Source organism: Micromonospora zhanjiangensis (assembly GCF_042650605.1).
GTDB lineage: Bacteria > Actinomycetota > Actinomycetes > Mycobacteriales > Micromonosporaceae > Micromonospora_J > Micromonospora_J zhanjiangensis.
Genome location: NZ_JBHSBN010000001.1, coordinates 234,124 through 254,532 on the forward strand (window position 1 = coordinate 234,124; position 20,409 = coordinate 254,532).

At 73.4% G+C, this 20,409-nt stretch carries 20 protein-coding genes; 13 read left to right on the forward strand and 7 right to left on the reverse strand.

The genetic code is table 11. The features are described 5' to 3' along the window. Window positions 1-67 precede the first annotated feature (67 nt). From ACFOX0_RS01070 to ACFOX0_RS01090, 5 genes are all read left to right on the forward strand, one after another. The gene (locus ACFOX0_RS01070) at window positions 68-1,129 is read left to right on the forward strand and encodes a hypothetical protein (protein WP_377541465.1); all 1,062 of its coding nucleotides are present in this window, start codon (window positions 68-70) and stop codon (window positions 1,127-1,129) included. Between the two features lie 141 nt (window positions 1,130-1,270). Beyond that, complete coding sequence (locus ACFOX0_RS01075) at window positions 1,271-2,065, forward strand: LmeA family phospholipid-binding protein (protein WP_377541466.1); 795 nt, start codon at window positions 1,271-1,273, stop codon at window positions 2,063-2,065. A 103-nt stretch (window positions 2,066-2,168) separates the two neighbouring features. After that, on the forward strand, window positions 2,169-2,246 hold the full coding sequence (locus ACFOX0_RS01080; RefSeq protein ID WP_310503780.1) for an Ms5788A family Cys-rich leader peptide: 78 nt from the start codon (window positions 2,169-2,171) through the stop codon (window positions 2,244-2,246). A 207-nt stretch (window positions 2,247-2,453) separates the two neighbouring features. Then, window positions 2,454-3,302 (forward strand): sulfurtransferase, encoded by an 849-nt coding sequence (locus ACFOX0_RS01085; protein WP_377541467.1) that lies wholly within the window; start codon window positions 2,454-2,456, stop codon window positions 3,300-3,302. A gap of 1 nt (window position 3,303) precedes the next feature. Beyond that, window positions 3,304-3,627 carry a DUF1416 domain-containing protein gene (locus tag ACFOX0_RS01090; RefSeq protein WP_377541468.1) on the forward strand — a complete coding sequence of 108 codons (324 nt, stop codon included), beginning with the start codon at window positions 3,304-3,306 and terminating at the stop codon, window positions 3,625-3,627. A 143-nt stretch (window positions 3,628-3,770) separates the two neighbouring features. Here ACFOX0_RS01090 and ACFOX0_RS01095 read toward each other — a convergent pair whose 3' ends face one another. The 6 genes from ACFOX0_RS01095 to ACFOX0_RS01120 all read right to left on the reverse strand — a co-directional run bounded on the left by ACFOX0_RS01095 (window position 3,771) and on the right by ACFOX0_RS01120 (window position 13,677). Beyond that, window positions 3,771-5,279 (reverse strand): sensor histidine kinase, encoded by a 1,509-nt coding sequence (locus tag ACFOX0_RS01095; RefSeq protein WP_377541469.1) that lies wholly within the window; start codon window positions 5,277-5,279, stop codon window positions 3,771-3,773. Further along, window positions 5,276-5,959, reverse strand: a complete 684-nt coding sequence (locus tag ACFOX0_RS01100; protein ID WP_377541470.1) for a response regulator transcription factor — start codon at window positions 5,957-5,959, stop codon at window positions 5,276-5,278. The genes ACFOX0_RS01095 and ACFOX0_RS01100 overlap by 4 nt, the downstream gene beginning before the upstream one ends. Then, window positions 5,934-7,394: a hypothetical protein gene (locus ACFOX0_RS01105; protein WP_377541471.1), complete on the reverse strand. Its 1,461-nt coding sequence runs from the start codon at window positions 7,392-7,394 to the stop codon at window positions 5,934-5,936. The genes ACFOX0_RS01100 and ACFOX0_RS01105 overlap by 26 nt, the downstream gene beginning before the upstream one ends. After that, entirely contained in the window at window positions 7,394-8,164 is a 771-nt protein-coding gene (locus tag ACFOX0_RS01110; protein WP_377541472.1) for an ABC transporter permease, read from the reverse strand. The genes ACFOX0_RS01105 and ACFOX0_RS01110 overlap by 1 nt, the downstream gene beginning before the upstream one ends. Continuing rightward, a complete protein-coding gene (locus ACFOX0_RS01115) occupies window positions 8,161-9,078 on the reverse strand; it encodes an ABC transporter ATP-binding protein (protein ID WP_377541473.1) in 918 nt (305 codons plus the stop codon). Before ACFOX0_RS01115 ends, ACFOX0_RS01110 begins: the two co-directional genes overlap by 4 nt. Before the next feature lie 204 nt (window positions 9,079-9,282). After that, window positions 9,283-13,677, reverse strand: coding sequence for a S8 family serine peptidase (locus tag ACFOX0_RS01120; protein ID WP_377541474.1), 4,395 nt, complete (start codon window positions 13,675-13,677; stop codon window positions 9,283-9,285). Window positions 13,678-14,034: 357 nt separating this feature from the next. Between ACFOX0_RS01120 and ACFOX0_RS01125 the strand changes: the two genes are divergently transcribed. Together ACFOX0_RS01125 and ACFOX0_RS01130 are read left to right on the forward strand one after the other, a co-directional pair. Then, window positions 14,035-14,532, forward strand: a complete 498-nt coding sequence (locus tag ACFOX0_RS01125; RefSeq protein ID WP_377541859.1) for a winged helix-turn-helix domain-containing protein — start codon at window positions 14,035-14,037, stop codon at window positions 14,530-14,532. 112 nt (window positions 14,533-14,644) lie between these two features. Beyond that, window positions 14,645-15,502: a hypothetical protein gene (locus tag ACFOX0_RS01130; protein ID WP_377541475.1), complete on the forward strand. Its 858-nt coding sequence runs from the start codon at window positions 14,645-14,647 to the stop codon at window positions 15,500-15,502. Window positions 15,503-15,560: 58 nt separating this feature from the next. Here ACFOX0_RS01130 and ACFOX0_RS01135 read toward each other — a convergent pair whose 3' ends face one another. Continuing rightward, complete coding sequence (locus tag ACFOX0_RS01135) at window positions 15,561-15,923, reverse strand: DsrE family protein (RefSeq protein WP_377541476.1); 363 nt, start codon at window positions 15,921-15,923, stop codon at window positions 15,561-15,563. 23 nt (window positions 15,924-15,946) lie between these two features. On the opposite strand from ACFOX0_RS01135, the gene mtfM reads away from it, so the two are divergent. The 6 genes from mtfM (at window position 15,947) to ACFOX0_RS01165 (ending at window position 20,368) form a co-directional block, all read left to right on the forward strand. Continuing rightward, window positions 15,947-16,051, forward strand: coding sequence for a small membrane protein MtfM (gene mtfM, locus ACFOX0_RS01140; RefSeq protein WP_304528807.1), 105 nt, complete (start codon window positions 15,947-15,949; stop codon window positions 16,049-16,051). A 55-nt stretch (window positions 16,052-16,106) separates the two neighbouring features. Next, on the forward strand, window positions 16,107-16,712 hold the full coding sequence (locus ACFOX0_RS01145; RefSeq protein WP_377541477.1) for an FABP family protein: 606 nt from the start codon (window positions 16,107-16,109) through the stop codon (window positions 16,710-16,712). A 144-nt stretch (window positions 16,713-16,856) separates the two neighbouring features. After that, window positions 16,857-17,279, forward strand: coding sequence for a Fur family transcriptional regulator (locus ACFOX0_RS01150; protein WP_377541860.1), 423 nt, complete (start codon window positions 16,857-16,859; stop codon window positions 17,277-17,279). Next, window positions 17,276-18,388: a CAF17-like 4Fe-4S cluster assembly/insertion protein YgfZ gene (gene ygfZ, locus ACFOX0_RS01155; protein WP_377541478.1), complete on the forward strand. Its 1,113-nt coding sequence runs from the start codon at window positions 17,276-17,278 to the stop codon at window positions 18,386-18,388. The genes ACFOX0_RS01150 and ygfZ overlap by 4 nt, the downstream gene beginning before the upstream one ends. A gap of 53 nt (window positions 18,389-18,441) precedes the next feature. Continuing rightward, window positions 18,442-19,281, forward strand: a complete 840-nt coding sequence (locus tag ACFOX0_RS01160) for a BKACE family enzyme (protein WP_377541479.1) — start codon at window positions 18,442-18,444, stop codon at window positions 19,279-19,281. Between the two features lie 127 nt (window positions 19,282-19,408). Continuing rightward, window positions 19,409-20,368: an asparaginase gene (locus ACFOX0_RS01165; protein WP_377541480.1), complete on the forward strand. Its 960-nt coding sequence runs from the start codon at window positions 19,409-19,411 to the stop codon at window positions 20,366-20,368. Window positions 20,369-20,409: the final 41 nt, after the last annotated feature.

Below are 20,409 nucleotides of genomic sequence, written 5' to 3' on the forward strand. Positions count from 1 at the left end.
GGCCAGGTTTTTACTTCGCCGAAACGGTGACCGACGTGTAACCCCGTGGGTCTGGCACGATCAGGGCGTGTTCCCCTCGAAGTCATCCGAGACCGGCCGCGACCCGTGGACCGACGACGACCACGACGGCCCACCGCCCGGGCCGGGATCCCGTGACTCGACCGCGGACCCGGACCTGGGCGGCGGCGACCGGACGCCCCGGAAACGGCGCGGCACCGGGCGGGCCCGGCGGGGGGAGGGCGCGCCCGAGTCCCGCGCCGCCGACGCGCCGGCGGACGACGACGAGCCGGACGAGGAGATCGAACCGGTCCCGATCCGCCGGCTGCTGTCGGTCGCGGTCGCCGGGTTCGCCGCGCTGCTCGGGATCGGGTTGGTGCTCGGCGCGCAGACGTCCGGCCCGGACAGCCGACTGCCGTTCGCGGCGGTGGTGCTCGGCGTGCAACTGCTCTACGTCCTGGCCTGGACCATGGCCATGCGGCCACCGGCGTTGCTGCTGATCGCCGGGATCAGCGTCGTGGCGGCGGTCGGCGCCGACGCCGCCGCCGTCGTACCGAAGACCGCCGGCCTCGCCCCGCTGCTCTACGTCGCGGTGGGTGCGCTGGTGGTCGGGGTGCTCGGCCAACTCGTCCGGCCGGCCGACCGGAGCCGGGTGACCGAGTCACTGGGCGCCACCGTGCAGATCGTGGCGGGTGTGGTGGCCCTCGGCACCCTGCTCGTGCTGACCCGGCTGCCCGCCGGCACCCAGGCGATCTCGGTCTGCCTGACCGCGACCGCGGTCGCCCTGGCCGTCGCCCGGCTGACCGATGCCGTGCTGCCCTGGCCGCGGCTGGCGCCGCAGGTGCCGCGGGGAGCCGCCGGGGTGGTGCTCGGGGCCATGCTGGGCACCCTGGCCAGCGCCGTGGCCGGCAGCTATCTGGTCGCCTTCACCCCGGTCAGCGGGGCGTTGATCGGCCTGCTGGCCGCGGCGTCCGCGGTTCTGGTCGACCTCGGCGTCGGGTACGCCGAGGCGGGCCGGCAGATGGCCGGCGAGTCGCCCACCCTCTGGGTGGCCCGGCACATGCAGGGCCCGCTCGGCGGGTTCGCGCTGGCCGCCCCGGCGGCGTACGCGATGGCGGTCTTCTTTCTCTGATTCCCCGACAGTCCCGGCGGCGGTGCCGGCCCTTCGATTGGATCGGCGCCCGCCCGGGTATTCAGCGGTGCGCCGACCGGCGCGGCGAGACAGCGGGAGGCGCCCCGCGCGGCGACCCCGGACAGCGAGACAGGAGGCGGCGTGGCCGACAGCTATCAGGAGTACGAGGGGCGACCCCGACGGCGAGGTGGCCGGCGGGTACTGATCGGATTCGTCGTCCTGATCCTCGTGCTGGGTGGCCTGCTCGTGGTGGCCGACCGGTTGGCCGTCGGGTTCGCCGAGCGGGCCATCGCCGACCAGGTCCGCCAGGAGGTCGCCAAGCAGCAGGTGCAGGCGTCCGGCCCGGACGTCAAGGTGGGCGGCTTCCCGTTCCTCACCCAGGTGGTGAACGGACGCTACGAGGCGATCTCGATCGTGCTCACCGACCTGAGCGGGAACGTCGAGGGCAAGGCGGTCAGCCTGCCCAAGCTGGACATCGACGCGCGCAACGTCAAGGCGTCGATGGACACGCTGCGGACCGGGCAGGGCGAGGTGGTCGCCGAATCGGTCAAGGGCACCGGCACCATCACCTACGACAGCGTGACCAAGCTGATCGACCGCAAGGGGATCAAGCTCGCCGGGCAGGACGGCAAGCTCACCGTCACCGGGCCGGTGCAACTGCCCGTCGTCGGTGAGATGACCGTGCACGGCACCGCCAACCTGGCGGTGCAGAAGGGCCAGGTGGTGATCAAGTTCGAGCGGTTGACCGCCGACGGCCTGCCCAACATCCCGCTGGTCCAGGGCGCGATCAGCACGTACGCCAAGCAGCTCTCGATCAACGTTCCGTTGCCGCCGCTGCCGTTCGGGCTGAAGGTGCAGGAGGTCCGTCCGCTGCCGGAGGGACTCGCGGTCACCGCCGCGGCGCAGAACGTACCGCTGCGGTCGTCCGCCGGCTGAGAGCGCGACGCGGTTCCCGGAGCCCGGTGGGAAACCTCCGCCGGGCTCCCGGATTGTGGTCTGCGCTATAGCGGTACGGAAAACCGCTGGTAGGCTCCGTGGCATGGGGACGCACCTCACCAAACGGCGCGCGGTCGACCTGTGCCGCGTGGCCACCTGCCTGTGTCGCCCCGTCATCTGACGGCGGGACCGCATCCGGCTGCCTAGCGCGGCCGACCGGCACGGGACATCACGCGTTCCTCGGTACCCCCCTCATCGCCCGGCAGCGGCGCCGTCGCAACGAACCCCGAATTCCCACCTCCCCCGGGTCCGCGCGTGTTGCCGTACCAGAATCTCGATCTTCACGCGCTGACTCATCCACCGATCATCGGAACCAAGGAGTAATTCGATGAGTCGCGACACCGCACTCGTATCGGCCGACTGGGCCGAGAAGAACCTCGACACCCCGGGCGTCGTCTTCGTCGAGGTCGACGAGGACACCGCCGCGTACGACCGCGGCCACATCGCCGGCGCCGTCAAGCTCGACTGGCGCACCGACCTGCAGGACCCGGTCCGCCGGGACTTCGTCAACAAGACCCAGTTCGAGGAGCTGCTGTCGTCCCGCGGCATCGGCAACGACGACACCGTCGTCCTCTACGGCGGCAACAACAACTGGTTCGCCGCGTACGCGTACTGGTACTTCAAGCTCTACGGGCACCGCGACGTCAAGCTCCTCGACGGCGGCCGCAAGAAGTGGGAACTGGACGCCCGGCCGCTGGTCGCCGACCCGGTCTCCCGGCCCGTCACCCAGTACGTCGCGCAGGAGCCCGACCTGTCCATCCGGGCGTTCCGCGACGAGACGGTCGCCGCGATCGGGGTGAAGAACCTGGTCGACGTGCGGTCCCCGGACGAGTACGCCGGCCGGCTGCTCGCCCCCGCCCACCTGACGCAGGAGCAGGCCCAGCGGGCCGGACACATCCCGACCGCGATCAGCGTCCCGTGGTCCAAGGCGGCCAACGAGGACGGCACCTTCAAGTCCGACGACGATCTGCGCTCCCTCTACGCCGCCGCCGGTCTCGACGACGGCAAGGAGACGATCGCCTACTGCCGGATCGGCGAGCGCTCCTCGCACACCTGGTTCGTGCTGCACGAACTGCTCGGCCACCGCCAGGTGAAGAACTACGACGGCTCCTGGACCGAGTACGGCTCGCTGGTCGGCGTACCGGTGGCGCTCGGCGACGAACCCGGGGAGGCATGAGATGACCGCACCCACGTCCACCACCGGCTGCGCGGCGCCCGACCAGGCCGCCCCGCTGCCCGCGAGTCTCGACCTGGAGAAGGAAACCGTCATCACCGGCGTGGTCCGCGCGGACAGCGGTGAGACGGTGGCCGGCGCCTACGTCCGGCTGCTCGACTCGACCGGCGAGTTCACCGCCGAGGTGGTCACCTCGCCGGAGGGCCAGTTCCGGTTCTTCGCCGCACCGGGCACCTGGACGCTGCGGGCGCTGTCCCGGCACGGCAACGGCGACCTCGCCGTCACCGCCGGCCGCGGCATCAACGAGGTCGGCGTCACCGTCGCCTGACCCACCCACCAAGCACCAGCACACGGCCGCGGCGCGCCTCCTCCCCAGCGCACCGCGGCCGTGTCGCGTTCCGGCTGCCATGATCGCGTGATTCGGCAATGTCGGGGACCTTGCTGTCTCACCCGCACTACGAAGCAGCAAAGTCAGGGATTCTGCTGCCTCGTGAACTGGGGTGTGGCGGGCAGGGTGATGCGGAAGGTCGTTCCGGGGGCCGTACCGGTGAGCAGGTCCAGGCGGCCGCCGTGGGCGGCTACCAGGGAGCGGGCGATCGCCAGGCCGAGGCCCGCGCCACCGCCGGTCGACCGGTTGCGGGAGGCGTCGACGCGGAAGAAACGCTCGAAGATCCGTTCCGCGTGCTCGGCGGCGATGCCGGGTCCGGCGTCGGCGACCTCCAGGATCGCCGAGTCACCGATGGTGCCGACGCCGATCCGCACCGGCGTACCGGTCGGGGTGTGTGCCACGGCGTTGCCCACCAGGTTGCCGACCACCTGCCGCAGCCGGGCCTCGTCGCCGGCCACCGGCGCGTCACCCGGGTGACCCTGTCCGCCCGGACCGGTGAGGATCACCGGGCGCTCGGGGGCCAGCGCGGTCAGGTCGTGCCGGGCGTCCACGGCCAGGGTACGCAGGTCCATCGGGCTGAGTTCCGGTCGCGCGCTCTCGTCCAGCCGGGCCAGCAGTAGCAGGTCCTCGGCCAGCCGGGCCAGCCGACCGGACTCACTCTCGATCCGGGCCATCGTCCGGTCGACGTCCTGCCGGGTCGGCAGCCCACCCATCCGGTACAGCTCGGTGAACCCCCGGATGCCGAACAACGGCGTACGCAGTTCGTGGCTCACGTCGGCGACGAACCGCCGCATCCGGGCCTCGGACTCGGCGCGGGCGGCGAAGGCCCGCTCCAACTGGGCCAGCATGCCGTTCAGGGCGGCCGAGAGTCGGCCGATCTCGGTCCGTTCGCCGGCCCCCGGCGGCACCCGGTTGGTCAGGTCACCGCCCGCGATGGCGGCGGCGGTGTGTTCGATGCGGCGCAACGGGCGCAACCCGGCGCGGACCGCGAACCAGCCGGCGACCGTCAGCAGGCCCACCAGCGATCCGCCGGTGGCCAGCAGGGTCAGCGCGGTCCGCTCGGTGATCCGGTCCACCTCGGCGAGCGAGGCGGCCACCACCACGCTTCCGCCGCCCGACTCGCGGGGCAGCGCGAGCACCCGCCACCGGTCGCCACCCGCGCGATCCGACACCTCGAAGACGCCGCCGTGCCGGGTCGCGGTCGCGGCGGCGTCCAGCCGGGGCAGTGCGGGCTCGGGGGTCCCGACGTCGCGGGGCAGCCGGACGGCCTGTTCGACCGTGCCGTCCGGGGCCAGGAACGCCACGTAGGTCGCGCTGATCAGGTCCAGACCCCGGCCGAGGCCGGTGGACTGGGCGCCGCCGGCGCGGTTCGCGAAGACGGCCGGCGGCAGCCGGGACAACAGCGTCGCGAACGGCCGCAACTGGGTGTCGACCCGGTCGACGAGGTGCCCGCGCAGCGTGGTGAGCACCACCGCGCCGCTGATGGTCAGGCCGGTCAGCAGCAGCGCCATGCTGATCGACAGCAGCCGGGCCCGCAGCGACAGCCGCCACCATCCCGGCCGGCCGGCGCTCTGGAGCCGAGTACGCCTCACGGGCGCGGCCGCCGGAGCACATAGCCCACGCCGTGCACGGTGTGGATCAGCCGGGGTTCGGTGTTGTCCACCTTGCGGCGCAGGTAACTGATGTAGGTGTCGACGATGCTGGTGTCCCCGCCGAAGTCGTACCGCCAGACGTCCGCCAGGATCTGTGCCTTGGACACCACCCGCCCGGCGTTGCGCAGCAGGTAGCGCAGCAACCGGAACTCGGTGGGCGAGAGCCGGACCGGTCGCCCGGCACGCCGTACCTGGTGGCCGTCGGGGTCCAGTTCGAGATCGCCGGCGACCAGGAGGTCCGCCGTACCGCCGGTGCGGCGCAGAATGGCCCGGATCCGCAGCAGCAGCTCCTCCAGGTTGAACGGCTTGGTGACGTAGTCGTCGCCGCCCGCGGACAGTCCCGCGATCTTGTCCTGGGCGGTGTCCCGGGCGGTGAGGAAGAGCACCGGCACCAGCGTGCCGGGTCGGGGCCCGGCCCGGAGCCGACGGACCACCTCGAAGCCGTCGATGTCCGGCAACATCACGTCCAACAGCACCAGGTCGGGCGGCTCGCGGCGGGCGGCGGCCACCGCCTCGGCGCCGGTCCCGGCCGAGGAGACCTGGAAACCGGCGAACCGGAGGGTGTCCGACAGCAGCTCACGGACGGTGGGCTCGTCATCCACCACCAGGAGTCGCTGCACCCGGCCACCTCCCCTCGGGGACACGGTAGCGACCGGACGGCCGTACCAGCAGTCCCAGCGCGCCGGCGGCGGTGCCGGCGACCAGCCCGGCCAGCGCGCCGAGACCGGCGGCCGACAGCGGATCGCCGCGTACCCCCAGGGTGAGGCCGCCCAGCCGGAAGAACCAGGCCGCGACGTCGAGCCGTACCGTCACCGTCGCCAGCATCGTGAGCAGCGGCATCGTCACCGCCATCGCCACGGCCAGCCGTACCGCGGGGCGGACCACCCGACCCGGCCGACCGCCGTCCGAACCGGCCGACCGTCGGGCGATCGGGATCGCGCAGGCGGCCAGGAACAGCAGGGCGAGCGCCGCCGACGACAGCCGGGCGGTCCGGCCGCGTGCCGCGTCCGTCACCCGGCCGATCCCCGAGGGGTACGACAGTGCGCCGCCGGACCGTCCGGCCGGCCCGAGTGGCGTGCGGCCCTGGCTGCCGGCCGGCCCGAGTGGCGTGCGGCCCCGGCTGCCGGCCGGCCCGAGTGGCGTGCCGGGCACCGCCGTGGCGGCGCCGTCGGTCGGACCGACGGAGAACGGGACGCCGATGCCGGCCGGTAGCGCGCCGAGGGCCAGGTTCGGCCCGGCCAGCAGGGCCGCCCCGGCGACCGGCGGACCGCCCCACGCGGCCGCGACGACGCCGGTCAGCATCGCGGTGAGCGACAACGCCGCGAGCACCGTCGGCACGACCGCGCAGGTCGACCGCACGGCACGGACCACGGCCGCCCGGGCGGTGCCGTGCGGACCGGCGGTGCCGTGCGGACCGGCGGTGCCGTGCGGACCGGCGGTGTCGGTCGGGCGGGCCGGCAGTCGGATCCGGCGGCTGGACAGGCAGGCCAGGACGAGCACCACCAGGGTCCCGACCAGTGCGCCGACCACCGTCGACGCCGGGTCGACCCGGAACTGCAGGGAGACCCGGTCACCGGCCATGACCCGTCCCTGGCCGAACCGGCTGCCGAGGGCGACCAGCGCCGGTACGGTCAGCAGGACGGTTGCCGCCCGCAGCGCCATCCGGCGGACCGGCACGGTACGTCGCAGCGGCAGCAGCACCGCCGCCGCGAGCACGACCGCCCCGCACACCGCGACGCCGAGCGGCCGCCCGTCCACCGAGCCGGTGAGCACGGCCGACAACGACGGTCCCGGCCCACCTGCGGCACCGGACCCGCCGGGCAGGCCGAGCCCGCCGAGTCCGGCGGGGAGCTCGGGCGCCGGGCCGGCGGCCGTGCCGGCGAGGGCGACGGTGCCGCCCAGGGCCAGCGCCAGCACGGCCACGGTGAGCGGCACCAGCGGACCGAGCCGGTCGGCACCCAGCAGGACCAATCCCAGCGCCGCCAGCCCCGCCATCGCCGCGACCGCCAGGCTCGCGGCGGTCAGCCCGGCCGCGACGTCCCGCAGCGCCCGCATCACACGTCCCGGGTCCGCAACGTCGCGTACGCGACCGCGAGGACCGCTGCCACCTCGACGCAGAGCACCCCGTACCCGGACCACGCGGCCAGGTGCGCGGAGTCCGGCGGCCGGGTGGTCAGCACCTGCCCGCCGGCGGTCGGCGGCCAGTACCGGGTCACCCACCGGGCCAGCGTCTCCGGCAGCACCGGGGCGAACACCGGGACCAGCAGCACGACCGTCACCATGGCGAAGACCGCACCGGCGGTGGCCCGGACCAGCGTCCCGACCGCCACGCCGAGCAGCCCCACCGCGGCGAGGTACAGCCCGTACCCCAGCACCGCCCGCGGCGCGTGCGGCGCGCCGAGCCCGACGTGCGGCGCACCGTACGCGGCCAGCACGGCCTGCCCGGCGAGGAACGAGCCGAACCCGGCGGCCGTGCCGACGACCAGCGCCAGCATCACGAACACGGCGGACTTCGCGGCCAGCAGGCGGCCCCGCCGCGGTACGGCGGCCAGGCTGGTCCGGATCACCCCGGTGGCGTGCTCCGACGTGACCACGAGTACGCCGAGTACGGCCACCGCGAGTTGGGCCAGCAGGAAACTCTGCAGGCTGACCGCCGTCGGGTCGAACGCCGCCCGTTGGTCCGCGGTGAGGTCCGGGTAGCGCATCGCGGCGCCCCGGCTGATCAGGGCGCCCAGGCCCACCGCCAGCAGTACGGTCACCAGCAGCGTGTACGTCGTGGACCGGAGGCTGTAGAGCTTCGTCCATTCCGACCTAAGCAGGTTCATCGGGTCGCTCCTTGCTTGCTGGCGTACTCGACGGCGTCCCGGGTCAGCGCCATGAACACGTCCTCCAGCGAGGCGCGACGCGGGGTCAGTTCGGTCAGCGGCAGGCCGTGCGTCAGGGCGACCCGGCCGATCGCGGTGGCGTCCAGCCCGGAGACCACCAGCGCGCCGTCCGGCTCCCGGTGGACGGCCGCCCCGCTGCCGGTCAGGTGACCGGTGAGCCGGTCGACCTCGGGGGTACGGACCAGCACCGCCTCGTCGGTGTTGGCGCGGACGAAGTCGTCCATCGTGGCGTCCGCGATCAGCCGCCCCCGGCCGACCACGACCAGATGGTCGGCGGTCAGGGCCATCTCGCTCATCAGATGACTGGACATCAGGACCGTACGGCCCTCCCCGGCCAGGCCCCGGATCAGGTCACGCAGCCAGCGGACCCCCTCCGGGTCCAGCCCGTTGACCGGTTCGTCGAACATCAGCACGCCGGGATCGCCCAGCAGCGCGGCGGCGATGCCGAGCCGTTGGCTCATGCCGAGGGAGAACGTGCCGGCCCGCTTGCCGGCGACCCGCTCCAGGCCGACCAGGGCGAGCACCTCGCGGACCCGGCGCCGCCCGATGCCGTTGCTGCGGGCCAGGCAGAGCAGGTGGTGGTACGCGGTGCGGCTACCGTGCACCGCCCGGGCGTCCAGCAGCGCGCCCACCTCGCGCAGCGGGGCCGGCAGGTCGACGTACCGCCGTCCGCCGACCGAGATGGTCCCCGCGGTGGGCCGGTTCAGCCCGAGGATCATCCGCATCGTGGTGGTCTTGCCGGCGCCGTTGGGGCCCAGGAACCCGGTCACCCGGCCGGGCAGCACCCGGAAGGTGAGGTCGTCCACGGCGAGCGTGTCGCCGAAGCGTTTGCTGACTCCGTGCAGCTCGATCATGTGGGCAGTCTGCGCGGGCCGGCTGGCCGGATCCGGTGACGTTCTGTGCGTTCCCTGTGTGCCGGCGGACCCGCCGGTCCTGGCCCGTTGGCCGGCGGACCAGGACCGGCGGCCGGCGACCGGCGGACGGCGGACGGCCGGCGGACGCGCGGAGGGCCCCCTCCTGTCAGGAAACGACAAGAGGGGGCCCTCTTCAGTTCAGGGTCAGATGCCGCCGACCCGGTTGTCGCAGGAGACCACCGGATCCAGCTCGAAGTCGAGCGTCGAGACGAATCCGGCCTGGATCTGTTGCTGGTTCACCTCGGGGATCCAGCCGTCCTTGGCCACGATCACCTGGTACTTGCCCTTCGGGATCCAGAAGGCGTACTTGCCCTGGGCGTCCGCGGTCAGGGTGTAACCGGTGGTCGAGTTGGCCAGGTTGAGCCGCACCGTCGCCCGTACCGGTAGCCGGTCACCGGAGCAGCTGTGGCCGAGCACGGTGCCCTGGATCTTGCCCCAGCTCGCCGGCGGCGTGACGTGCATCGTCACGCCCACCGTGGACACCGGGTACGGCGTGTTGGACCGGATGCCCAACTCGGCCGGGTAGCTGCCCGGCTGCGCCGCCCCCGCCTCGGCGGTCGCGGTCAACGTGACGGTCACCTTCTGCGAGGCGCCCGGGGCCAGGGTGAACGTGGTCGGCGCCGTGGACAGCCACGGCACGTCGCCCGACGCGTCACACTGCTCCAGCCCGCCGAGCCGTTCGGTCTCCTTGGCGGCCACGAACGACGACGGCGATCCACCGATCTTGTACGCCCCGCACGCCCCGGCGCCGCGGTAGCGGCTGAACTGCGCGTTCGGCAGGCTCTTCCAGGCGCCCGCCGCCGGGTCGTACGCCACCGTGCGGTTGGTCACCGAGGTGGAGCCGCCGGTCACCCCGCCGGCGAGCACCAGCAGGCCGCCCGCGGCGGAGTACTGGGATCCCCACAGGTCGATCGGCATCTTGGGCAGGGCCGACCAGCTGTCGCCGGCCGGGTCGTAGGAGTACGCGTCGGAGTAGTCGTCGTCTCCCGAACCGCCGGCACAGTAGACACTGTTGCCGATCCCGCCGCAGGCGCCCCAGGACACCGTGTGCGGGTAGTTGGCGCCGGTGCTGAACGCCCCGGACGCCGGATCGAACACCACGGTCTTGGCGGACGGCGTGCAACTGGTGTCGGCGCAGCCGCCCACCAGGTACACCTTGCCACCGGCGACCGCGGTGCCCGCCGCCGCGACCGGCGCCGGGTTGGTCACGCCGGCCAGGGTGCTCCAGCTACCCGTCGCCGGATCGAAGACGTCGACCGAGGCGAGCGGAGCGCCGGAACCCCAGCCGCCGATGACGTACAGCTTCCCGTTGACCGCCACGGCCGACGGCTTCGACCGAGCGTTGGGCAGGTCCGGCAGCGCCGTCCAGGAGTTGTCGGCCGGGTCGAAGACGTACGCCTTCTTCTCCCCGCCGGTGCCGGAGCCGCTACCGACCGAGTAGACCTTGCCGTTCAACGTCGCCGCGGCGTTGTCGAACACGGCGGCCGGCAGGTCGGCCACCCGGGTCCAGGCGTCGTCGGCCGCGGGCGCGGCCTTCGCCGGGTCACCGGCGGCGCCGTACGCGACCCCGTCCCGGGCGGTGCTGAGGCCCTTCATCTTGTACTCGGCCAGCGCCGCACCCTTGAGCGAGAGCATCTGGTAGGCGCCGGGCCGTTCCAGCAGTTCCACCTGGGCCGGTGCGCCGCCGGTGTTCTTGACGGTCACCGTGGTGGTGCGGGTGCTGCCGTACGGCTGGTACGACTCGATGGTGGTCGGGGTGACCGTGAGCCGCCCGGCCGCCAGGGCGAAGTCGGCCCGTACCGTGTTGTCCGCCGGGACCGTGACGTCCTTGGTCACCGAGCCGTACGGCGCCTTCGTCGCGGTGAACGGGTGCGTCCCGGTCTTGCTGGAGTAGAGCCAGTAGAACCCGTCCGGGATGTTCGGGTCGTCCGGCGTGGCGGCCGAGACACCCTTGTCCGCCGGCGCGTCGCCGCTGGTGACGGTGACCCCGGTCAGCGGCGTACCGGTGTTCTTGTCGGTGGTGAAGCCGGCGACCAGGCCACCCGGCACCGGGGTGCAGGTGCGGTTGACGACCTGGACGTTGTCCAGCTCCCACCACCAGGCGTAGGTGCCCTTGAAGTGGAACCGGACCAGGGCGTTCGCCGCACCGGCCGCCGGGGCCAGCGGGATCTCCTCGACCCGCGGGCCACGCCGGCTGGCGGTCTGGTGCCAGACGTTGCTCCAGGTGGTGCCGCCGTCGACCGAGACGTCGACGTCGGCGGTGTCGCTGATGCCGACCGCCCGCCAGTCGCTGTTGAACCGCAGCAGCGGCGCGCCCGAGCCGGTCAGGTCGACCGGCGGCGTGACCAGGTCGGTGTCCTGGCTGTTGCCGCTGCCCAGCTTGTCGCTGTCGACGATGGCGAAGCCGCCGGAGCCGCCGGTCAGGTTGCCCCGCTTGCCGGGATCGTCGAAGGTCCAGCCGCCGCTGGGCGTCCGGTTGACCACCTGCCAGCCGGCCGGCGTGCCGGTGCCGTCGAAGGACTGCGACAGCAGCGGGGCGGTCAGGCCGGCCGAGTAGCCGACGGCGGTGCAGGCCGGGTCGACCGGCACCGCGATGTCGACGGTCTTGGCCGCGCCGGCGACCGTGACGTCGGTGTTGACCGTCCGGTAGCCGGGGTACTTCGCGGTGGTGGTGAGCTTGTAGCTGGCGTTACCGGGCACGGTGAACGAGTACCGGCCGGTGATCGGGTCGGTGAAGACCGGGCCGCCGGGCCGACCGGCGATGTCGATCTTCGCGTACAGCGGCCAGCCGTGCCCCGAACCGTCGGTGACCTTGCCGGAGACGGCGACCGTCGGCGACGCCACCAGGGCGAAGTCCTTGGTCGCCGCGCCGCCCTCGGGCACCGTGACGGTGGCGGTCTGGCTGCCGTAGCCGTACGCCGAGGCGGTGACCTCGTGCTCGCCGGCCTCGACGGTCAGCGAGTAGCGCCCGCTGGCGTCGGTGGTCGCCGAACGTCCGTCGGTGCTCACGGTCGCGCCGGCGACCGGGGTGGAACCGCCGGCCTTGGTGACGATGCCGGTGATCCGGCCGACCGGGCCGCGCGGTGCGGCGTTGACCGCCTGGTACGCGTTGAGCCGGCCCTCGCCGAACACGTTGTTGTCCTGGGCCGTGCCGCCGCAGGTGGTGGCGTTGACGTCGATGGCGGTCCGGTCGAGCAGTGCCTCGGTGGCCGTCACGTCACCCTTGAGGCTCGGCGCGGCGGACCAGACCAGCGCGACCGTGCCGGCCACGTGCGGCGTGGCCATCGAGGTGCCGCTGAACGCCGCGTAGCCGCCCGGGACGCTGGACCGGACGTTGGCGCCCGGCGCCGCGATGTTCGGCTTCAGGCCGCCGTCCACGTCGGACGCGCCGCGGCTGGAGAAGCTGGCGATGTTGTTGTTCACGTCGTACGCGCCGACGGCGTACGAGTTGGGGTAGTCGCCGGGGGAGTTGGCGGTGCCGCAGCCCGGCCCGTCGTTGCCGTTGGCGAAGGCCGGGAAGATCCCGGCGGCCCGCCAGGCGGTGACGGTCTGCTGGTACCACGGGTCGTCGCCGTCGCCGCTCCAGGAGTTGTTGACCACGTCGGCGTGCAGGTCGGGCCGGGGGTTCTGCCCGTTCAGGTCGGTCGGCGCGAGCACGAACTGGCCGGCGGCCAGCAGCGAGGCGTCCGAGCAGCCGTTGGTCTCGCAGCCCTTGGCGGCGATCCACCTGGCGCCCGGCGCGACGCCGATCTGGTTGCCGGCGCCGTCGTCGCCGACCATCGTGCCCATGGTGTGGGTGCCGTGGTCGTTGTTGTCGCACGGCTTCGGGTCGGGGCAGATACCCGCCGGGTCGTACCAGTTGTAGTTGTGGTCGAAGGTGCCGTTGCCCAGGTTGCCGCGGTACTTCCCGACCAGCGCCGGGTGGTCGTACGCCACCCCGCTGTCGATGTTGGCGACCACGATGCCCTCACCGCGGTCGCCGAACTCGGTCCAGACCCGGGGCGCCTCGATGTTGGTCAGGCCCCACTCGGCGGCGTTGACGGCCTTGGTGGTCGACTGCGCCGGCTGCGGCTTGACCAACTGGTGAATGCGCAGCGGCTCGATCCGCTCCACCTCGGGCCGGGCCGCGATCGACTCGACCAGGGCCTTGTCGCCCTCGACCCGGATGGCGTTGGCGATCCAGTACGGGGTGTACCTCGCCTTGCGCTGGTCCAGGTCGGCGCGCAGGCCCTTCTGGCTGGTGTCGGCCGTGGCGGTGAGCTGCCGGTGCACCTCGGTGGCCTTGGCGTCGGCGCCCTTCAGCTTGGCCGCGCCGCTCAACGACGCCCGCTCGCGCAGGTAGACCATGAAACCGGTGCTGCCCTTGACGTCCAACTGCTTGACGAGTTCGCCGTCGACGGTGGCCCTCGGCGCGGCCGCGGTCGCGGTGCCGGCCAGCACCGGCTGCGCGCTGACACCGAGGATGAGGGCCGCCAGAACGGCCAGTGGTCGCCGGAGTCTGGACCGGCTCGCCGGTCCGCTCCATGGTCGGTGTGACATCGTCGTTCCTCCCCACGTCTGCGCCCCGGCTGTCGGTACGCCGGCGCGACACCAGCCCCGGGATGTCCGGTGCTGTCCGCGCGGGTGAGCCGTGATGTGTACGGAAAGTGCCCCCCGCGTCGGCTTGCAGTCATGCTCTGGCGCGCAACGGAGGTGATCAATGGGTGTCGGTGGGCAGTATCTGGGCAGTAATCAGGCTCGATCCGGGCAGCCGCCCGAATTCATACCCGTATAGGGCGACATCGCTGTTGACTCTGTCGATCGAAGGGCGTTGGCTGAGGGCCACGAGTTGGGCTTCCCGAGGGGGGTTCGGTGACGGGTAGCGACGTACCGCTCGTGGTGTGCGTCTCCACCGACGTGTCGGTCCGGGAACGTGTCGTCCGCCGGCTGGACGACTTCGGTCCCGTGGTGATGTGTTCGGACCTGTCCGAGTTGCGGGCGATGCTCTTCCCGGTCGAGCTGGCGACGGCCCGACCCGGGTCCCGGTCGCCGGGCCTCGACGGCTGGACCGCGTCGCCCGAACCGGATCCGGGCCCGCCGCCGCGGGTGATCGTCGGTGACCTCTGCGTCGACCCGGGCGCGCACCTGGTCACCTGGCGGAACGAGCCGTTGGCGCTGACCCGGCTGGAACGGGAACTACTGGCTCGACTGGCCAGTTCACCGCTCGCCGTCTGGACCTACGAGCGGCTGTTCGGGTCGGTCTGGGGCGGTGCGTACCTGGGTGACACCGCGATCCTGCACTCGGCGGTGAAACGGCTGCGGCGCAAGCTGCGTGCGGTCGACGGCGGCCCGTGGATCCGGACCGTGCGCGGCGTCGGCTACCGCCTCGACCCGGGACCGGTCGGTCCCGGCTGACCGTCGGACGGCCGGCCAGCCCGAGCCGGGGGGCGTCCCGCCGGCCGACCCGGCCGGCCACCGACCGCGGGGTGTCGGTCCGGTCGGCGGGACAGCGTGTCACGATGGCGGCGTGAGTACGCAGGCGCCGTGGGCGGCGCGGCACGGCGGTCCACCCGGCCGGTCCCGGGCCGGCTGGCTCGTCGCGGTGGCGGTCGTCTGGGCCGTGTTGCTGGCCGGGCTGGCCTACGCCTCGGTCCGGCACGGCGCGCCGACCGTCCGGGAACAGCGGGACATCGCGCAGGCCGCCCGGGTGGCCGACCGGGCGATCGGTGAGCTGGTCGCGGCGGCCGGCCCGGAGGCGCTGGTGGAACTCGCCGCCCCGCGGTACGACACCGGTTGCCGGGTCAGCGTGCTGCGCTACGGCACGGCCCTGGACCGGGTGGTGACCTTCCGCACCCGGCCCGACGACGCGTCGGCGCTGCTCACCGGGATCGCCGACCGGCTGCCGGCGAGCTACCGGGCCGGCACCCACCCCGGCCGTGGGGATTCCGGCCCGACGCTGCGGGCCGACGCGGGCGAGTTCGTCGGCGTGCACGGCGGGGTGACCGCGCCGGGCGTCGTCGAGTTGACCGCCAGCACCGGGTGCCGGCCGCCGGTGGCGGGATTCGCCGGCCAGGCCGAACCGTTGATCGGCCTGCCGATCGACGCCGAGCCGGCCCGGCCGCTCACCGCGTTGCACGCCACCGGGGTGACGCCGGGCGAGCGGGTGTCGGTGCCGTGTCCGGGCGGTGGGGTGGCCAGGACGGCGCGGGCCACCGGCCAGGTCGCGGCGGCGTCCCCGCTGGCCCCGGCGGCACCCGCCGGCGCGGTGGTCGTCACCGACGAGCCGGACCTGTACGCCTACCGCAGCGGCGCGCTGAGCGTCGTGCTGCGCCGGTCGGGTGACCAGGTACGGGTCGCCGTCGGGACGGGCTGCCCGGCCGGCTGACACCCCCGGGCCCCGTGCGGTCACCCGAGCCGAGTCGGGTCGGGTCGGGTCGGGTCGGTCAGTAGACCAGGGCCTGCGCCCCGTCGGCCATCGACTCCTCGACGAACACGGCCGCGCCGGCGATGCGTACCCCGGGCAGCACGTCGGCCTCGGTGATCTCCCGCCGGGCGGCGCACTGGGTGCAGACGGTGACCCGCCCCTCGGTGAGCAGCACGTGCAGCAGTTCGGCCAGCGGCGCCGAGTGCGGCAGCTCGAACTCCTGGGCCCGCCCGGGCACGGCCAACCAGCTGGATTCGCCGGTCAGCCACAGCGACACGTCGATGCCGGCCGCGGCCGCGGTGGCGGCCACTGTGAGCGCCTGGGCGCAGCGTTCCGGGGCGTCCGTTCCGGCCGTGGCCTTGACGACGAGAGTGCGAGCCATAACGCCAGCATAGGATGGTGCGGATGGTTACCGAGATCGGGTTCGTCAGCCTGCTGGTCGCGGGGTTCGGCGCGCTCGCCGGTGGCCTGGTCTACCTTGCCGTCAAGATCTCGAGAGGACGCTGGTGAGCGCGAGGAGTGAGCCGGGTTTGCGAGCCCCGCAGTCGCGAACGGAGATGGCACGGTGAGCGCGAGCAGCGACAGCGACAATGCCCTGCAGCCGCCACCATGGCTCAACGCGCCACCGGTCGACCCGTACCCGTACGAGGAGACCCACGACCTGCGGCACGGGCCCGACCTGCATCCGGCGCTGCTCGGCCTGCTGCCGTACATCGGGGTCTGGCGGGGTCGTGGCCGGGGTGGCTACCCGACCATCGAGGACTTCGACTACGCGCAGGAGATCCGGATCAGCCACGACGGTCGGCCGTTCCTGCAGTACGAGTCGCGGGCCTGGCTGCTCGACGACCAGAGCAGGCCGGTCCGGGCGGCGGCCCGGGAGACCGGATGGTGGCGGCCGGTGCTGGACGGGGACCGCGCCACCGACGACATCGAGGCGATGATGGTGTACCCGACCGGGATCATGGAGCTCTACCTCGGTCGGGTGACCGGCACCCGGGTGGAGATGGCCACCGACGCGGTGGTGCGGTCGGCCACCGCCAAGGAGGTCACCGCCGGTCACCGGCTGTTCGGCATCGTCGAGGGCGCCCTCCTCTACGCCCAGGAAATGGCCGCCGTAGGCCACTCCCTGGCCCCCCACCTCTCCGCCCGCCTCCTCCGCGTAGTCGGCTGACCCCCGGACCCCCGGGGTCGATCATGAAGTTGTTGTCGGCGGCATCGGCGTGTCGCGACAACAACTTCATGATCGACCGCAGGGGCGGCGACGGAGGGCGCCTTAAGGTGGGGAGGTGGGGAGGTGGGGGAGGAGGTGCGGGAGATGGAGCTGGCGGAGGTGTTGCGGGCGCGTGGGTTGCGGCTGACCGCGCAGCGGCAGTTGGTGCTGCGGGCCGTGCACGAGTTGGGGCACGCGACGCCGGAGCAGGTGCACACCGCGGTCCGTGAGGTGGCCGCCGGTGTGAACATCACCACGATCTACCGCACCCTGGAACTGCTGGAGCGGCTCGGGTTGGTTACCCATACGCACCTGTCGCACGGTTCGCCGACCTACCACGCGGCCGGTGCCGACCAGCACGTCCACCTGGTCTGCCGGGACTGCGGCGCGGTCGACGAGATCGATCCGGAGCTGCTCCGGCCGCTCGCCGACCGGTTGGCCGCCGAGCGCGGTTTCCAGGTCGACATCGGGCACGTGGCGCTCTTCGGGGTCTGCGGCAAGTGTGAGAGATGCGGGGACCAGACATGATCGACATTCCGGGCGCGGTGGCCGTCGAAGCGATCGACGAGCAGACCCGGGACCGGCCGGAGCCGGCGCACGCCGAGGCCGGCGTCGCCGGGGTGGCGGCGCACTACGGCGACCCGATGCGCGAGCAGCGGCTGCTGGCCACCGACGTGGGTCTGGTCGACCGGTCCCACCGGGGTGTGGTGGCGGTTCCCGGCGCGGACCGGATCGGCTGGCTGCACACGCTCACCTCGCAACACCTGAACGACCTGCGCGCCGGGCAGGGCAGCGAGCTGCTGGTGTTGTCCCCGCACGGGCACGTCGAGCAGCACGCCATGGTCGCCGAGGACGGCACCACCACCTGGCTGGACACCGAGCCGGGCGACGGGACCGCGCTGCTGGACTACCTCACGAAGATGCGCTTCTTCAGTCAGGTCGAGCCCCGGGACGCGACCGCCGACTGGGCGCTGCTCACCCTGGCCGGGCCGCGGGCCGGCGCGGCGGCCGGCGCGCTGGGCGTACCGGACCTGGCCGAACCGGACGTGATCGCGGTGCCCGGTCCGAAGTTCGCCGGCGGCTCCGTCCCGCCCCGCCCCACCATCCGGTACGCGGTGAGCCCGCTGCCCGGCGGCGGCTGGGCCCGGCGTACCCGGTTGGGGATCGACCTGCTGGTGCCTCGGGGCGACCTGGACGCGGTGGCCCGGAAACTGACCGACGCCGGGGTGCCGGCGGCCGGCCTGTGGGCGTACGAGGCGCTGCGGGTGGCCGCCCGGCTGCCCCGGGTCGGCTTCGAGACCGACCACCGGACCATTCCCGCCGAGGTGGACCTGGTCCAGCCGGCCGTACACCTGGACAAGGGCTGCTACCGCGGTCAGGAGACGGTGGCCCGGGTGCACAACCTGGGCCGGCCGCCCCGCCGGCTGGTGCTGCTGCACCTGGACGGGGTGACCAGCGACCAGTTGCCGGCCGTCGGCACCCCGGTCGAGCTGGCCGGCCGTACCGTCGGGTTCGTCGGCACGGCGGTGCGCCACCACGAGCTGGGTCAGGTCGCGCTCGCCGTGCTCAAGCGCAACGTCCCGGACGACGCCCAGCTGCTGGTCGGCGGGTCCGCGGCGGCCGTCGACCCGGCCTGACCGGGCCACCGGCCCCGGACCGGCCGGCGGGGCCGGGTCCTACAATCCCCGGCATGACCACAGGTACGTTGATCACGGTTGCCCCGACCGGTGCCGAGTCGGCCAAGGCCGACGTGCCCGCCTTGCCGGTGACCCTCGACGAGCTGGTGCTGACCGCCAAGGAGTGCGAGGCGCTGGGCGCCGCCGTGATCCACGTCCACATCCGGGACGACCAGGCGCGGCCCACCCTCGACCAGGGCCGGCTGCGGGACACCGTCGCCGCGCTGCGGGACAGCACCGACCTGATCGTGCAGCTGTCCAGCGGCGGCGCGGTGACCGACCCGGAGGCCGACCGGCTGGCCGTGTTGGACGCCGGCCCGGACATGGCCTCGTGCACCATGGGCACCGTCAACTTCGGCGACGACGTCTTCCTGAACCGCTGGGAGTTCATCGTCGACCTGCACACCCGGATGCAGGACCGGGGCATCGTGCCGGAGTACGAGATCTTCGACCTGGGCCACCTGACCTCGTTGCAGCGCCTGCTCGGCAAGCACGGCCTGCCGGCCGGCGGGCACGTGCACGTCGACTTCGTGATGGGCGTGCCGGGCGGCATGCCGGCCAGCACGGAGGCGCTGGTGGCCTGCCGGCAGGCGGTGCGGGACCTGCCCGAGGGCACCACCTTCTCGGCGACCGGCATCGGGCGCGGGACGATCCCGGTGATGCTGGCCTCGCTGTCGGTCGGCGGCCACCTGCGGGTCGGCATGGAGGACACGGTCACCTACGCAAAGGGCCGACCGGTCGAGTCCAACATGCAGCTGGTGGCCCGCGCGGTCGGCTTCGCCCAGCTCGCCCAGCGCCCGCCGGTCACCGCCGCCCAGGCCCGTGAACTGCTGGGTCTCCCAGCTCACAGCTGACGGTTTCCCGGCCGCCACCGCAACCGGAGCCGGGTACGGTCGCCGGCATGAGCGAGCGAATCGAGCGAATCGGGAAGCTCGGCGCGGTGGAGCCTCGGGTCGGCGCGGAGCGTGGCGGAGCGCCGGCGTGAGCGAGGTCTACTGCGGTGGGGTGCCACTGGTCGAGGTGGTGCGGTCCGGTTTCGTCGAAGGGCTGCACCGCGGGTCGGTGGTGGTGCTCGACGCGGCCGGCTCGGTGCTCGCCTCGGCCGGTGACGTCGACGCGCCGATCTTCCCTCGGTCGTGCAGCAAGCCGTTGCAGGCGATCGGGATGCTGCGCAGCGGGTTGCGGTTGTCGGACGAGGCGGACCTCGCTCTGGTCTGCGCCAGTCACCAGGGGGAGGACTTCCACGTCGACCGGGTGCGCGCCCTGCTGGCCGGCGCGGGCCTGACCGAGTCGGCGCTGCGCTGCCCGCCGGAGCTGCCGCTCGGTGAGGACGCCCGGGCGGCCGCGCTGCGGTCCGGCGGTGGGCCGGAGCGGATCCGGATGAACTGTTCGGGCAAGCATGCCGGGATGCTGCTCACCTGCCTGGCGGCCGGTTGGCCGGTCGACGGGTACTGGCACCCGGAGCACCCGCTGCAGGTGCGGCTGCGGGCCGCCGTGGCGGAGTACACCGGCGAGGAGGTGGCGGCGACCGGGGTGGACGGCTGCGGTGCCCCGGTGCTGGCGGTGTCGCTGACCGGCCTGGCCCGGGCCTTCGCGCGGCTCGTCGGTGACGGCCGTGGCACGGTCGGGCGGACCGTCGCGGACGCGATGCGTGCCCGTCCCGACCTGGTAGCCGGGACCGGCGCCGAGGACACCCGGTTGATGGCCGGGGTGCCGGGGCTGCTGGCCAAGGGTGGCGCCGAGGGAGTGCAGGCGGTCGCCGTACCCGGTCGGGGAGCGGTTGCTATCAAGATCGACGACGGCGCCTTCCGGGCCCGGATGCCGGTCCTGGTCTCGGCGCTGGGCCGGCTCGGCGTGACCGCGCCGGTGCTGGACGAACTGGCCGAGGTCCCGCTGTACGGCGGCGGCGAGCCGGTGGGCGCGGTCCGCGCCCGCTGGTGAACCGGGACGAACCGGTACGGCGGTCGCGTCGGAGATGAGAC

Excerpts from the sequence above, each read along its gene's own strand:
- ACFOX0_RS01080 (WP_310503780.1), top strand. The coding sequence starts at position 2,169 with ATGGGGACGCACCTCACCAAACGGCGCGCGGTCGACCTGTGCCGCGTG.
- ACFOX0_RS01085 (WP_377541467.1), top strand. The coding sequence starts at position 2,454 with ATGAGTCGCGACACCGCACTCGTATCGGCCGACTGGGCCGAGAAGAAC.
- ACFOX0_RS01090 (WP_377541468.1), top strand. The coding sequence starts at position 3,304 with ATGACCGCACCCACGTCCACCACCGGCTGCGCGGCGCCCGACCAGGCC.
- ACFOX0_RS01105 (WP_377541471.1), bottom strand. The coding sequence starts at position 7,394 with ATGCGGGCGCTGCGGGACGTCGCGGCCGGGCTGACCGCCGCGAGCCTG.
- ACFOX0_RS01110 (WP_377541472.1), bottom strand. The coding sequence starts at position 8,164 with ATGAACCTGCTTAGGTCGGAATGGACGAAGCTCTACAGCCTCCGGTCC.
- ACFOX0_RS01115 (WP_377541473.1), bottom strand. The coding sequence starts at position 9,078 with ATGATCGAGCTGCACGGAGTCAGCAAACGCTTCGGCGACACGCTCGCC.
- ACFOX0_RS01120 (WP_377541474.1), bottom strand. The coding sequence starts at position 13,677 with ATGTCACACCGACCATGGAGCGGACCGGCGAGCCGGTCCAGACTCCGG.
- ACFOX0_RS01135 (WP_377541476.1), bottom strand. The coding sequence starts at position 15,923 with ATGGCTCGCACTCTCGTCGTCAAGGCCACGGCCGGAACGGACGCCCCG.
- mtfM (WP_304528807.1), top strand. The coding sequence starts at position 15,947 with ATGGTTACCGAGATCGGGTTCGTCAGCCTGCTGGTCGCGGGGTTCGGC.
- ACFOX0_RS01150 (WP_377541860.1), top strand. The coding sequence starts at position 16,857 with ATGGAGCTGGCGGAGGTGTTGCGGGCGCGTGGGTTGCGGCTGACCGCG.
- ygfZ (WP_377541478.1), top strand. The coding sequence starts at position 17,276 with ATGATCGACATTCCGGGCGCGGTGGCCGTCGAAGCGATCGACGAGCAG.
- ACFOX0_RS01160 (WP_377541479.1), top strand. The coding sequence starts at position 18,442 with ATGACCACAGGTACGTTGATCACGGTTGCCCCGACCGGTGCCGAGTCG.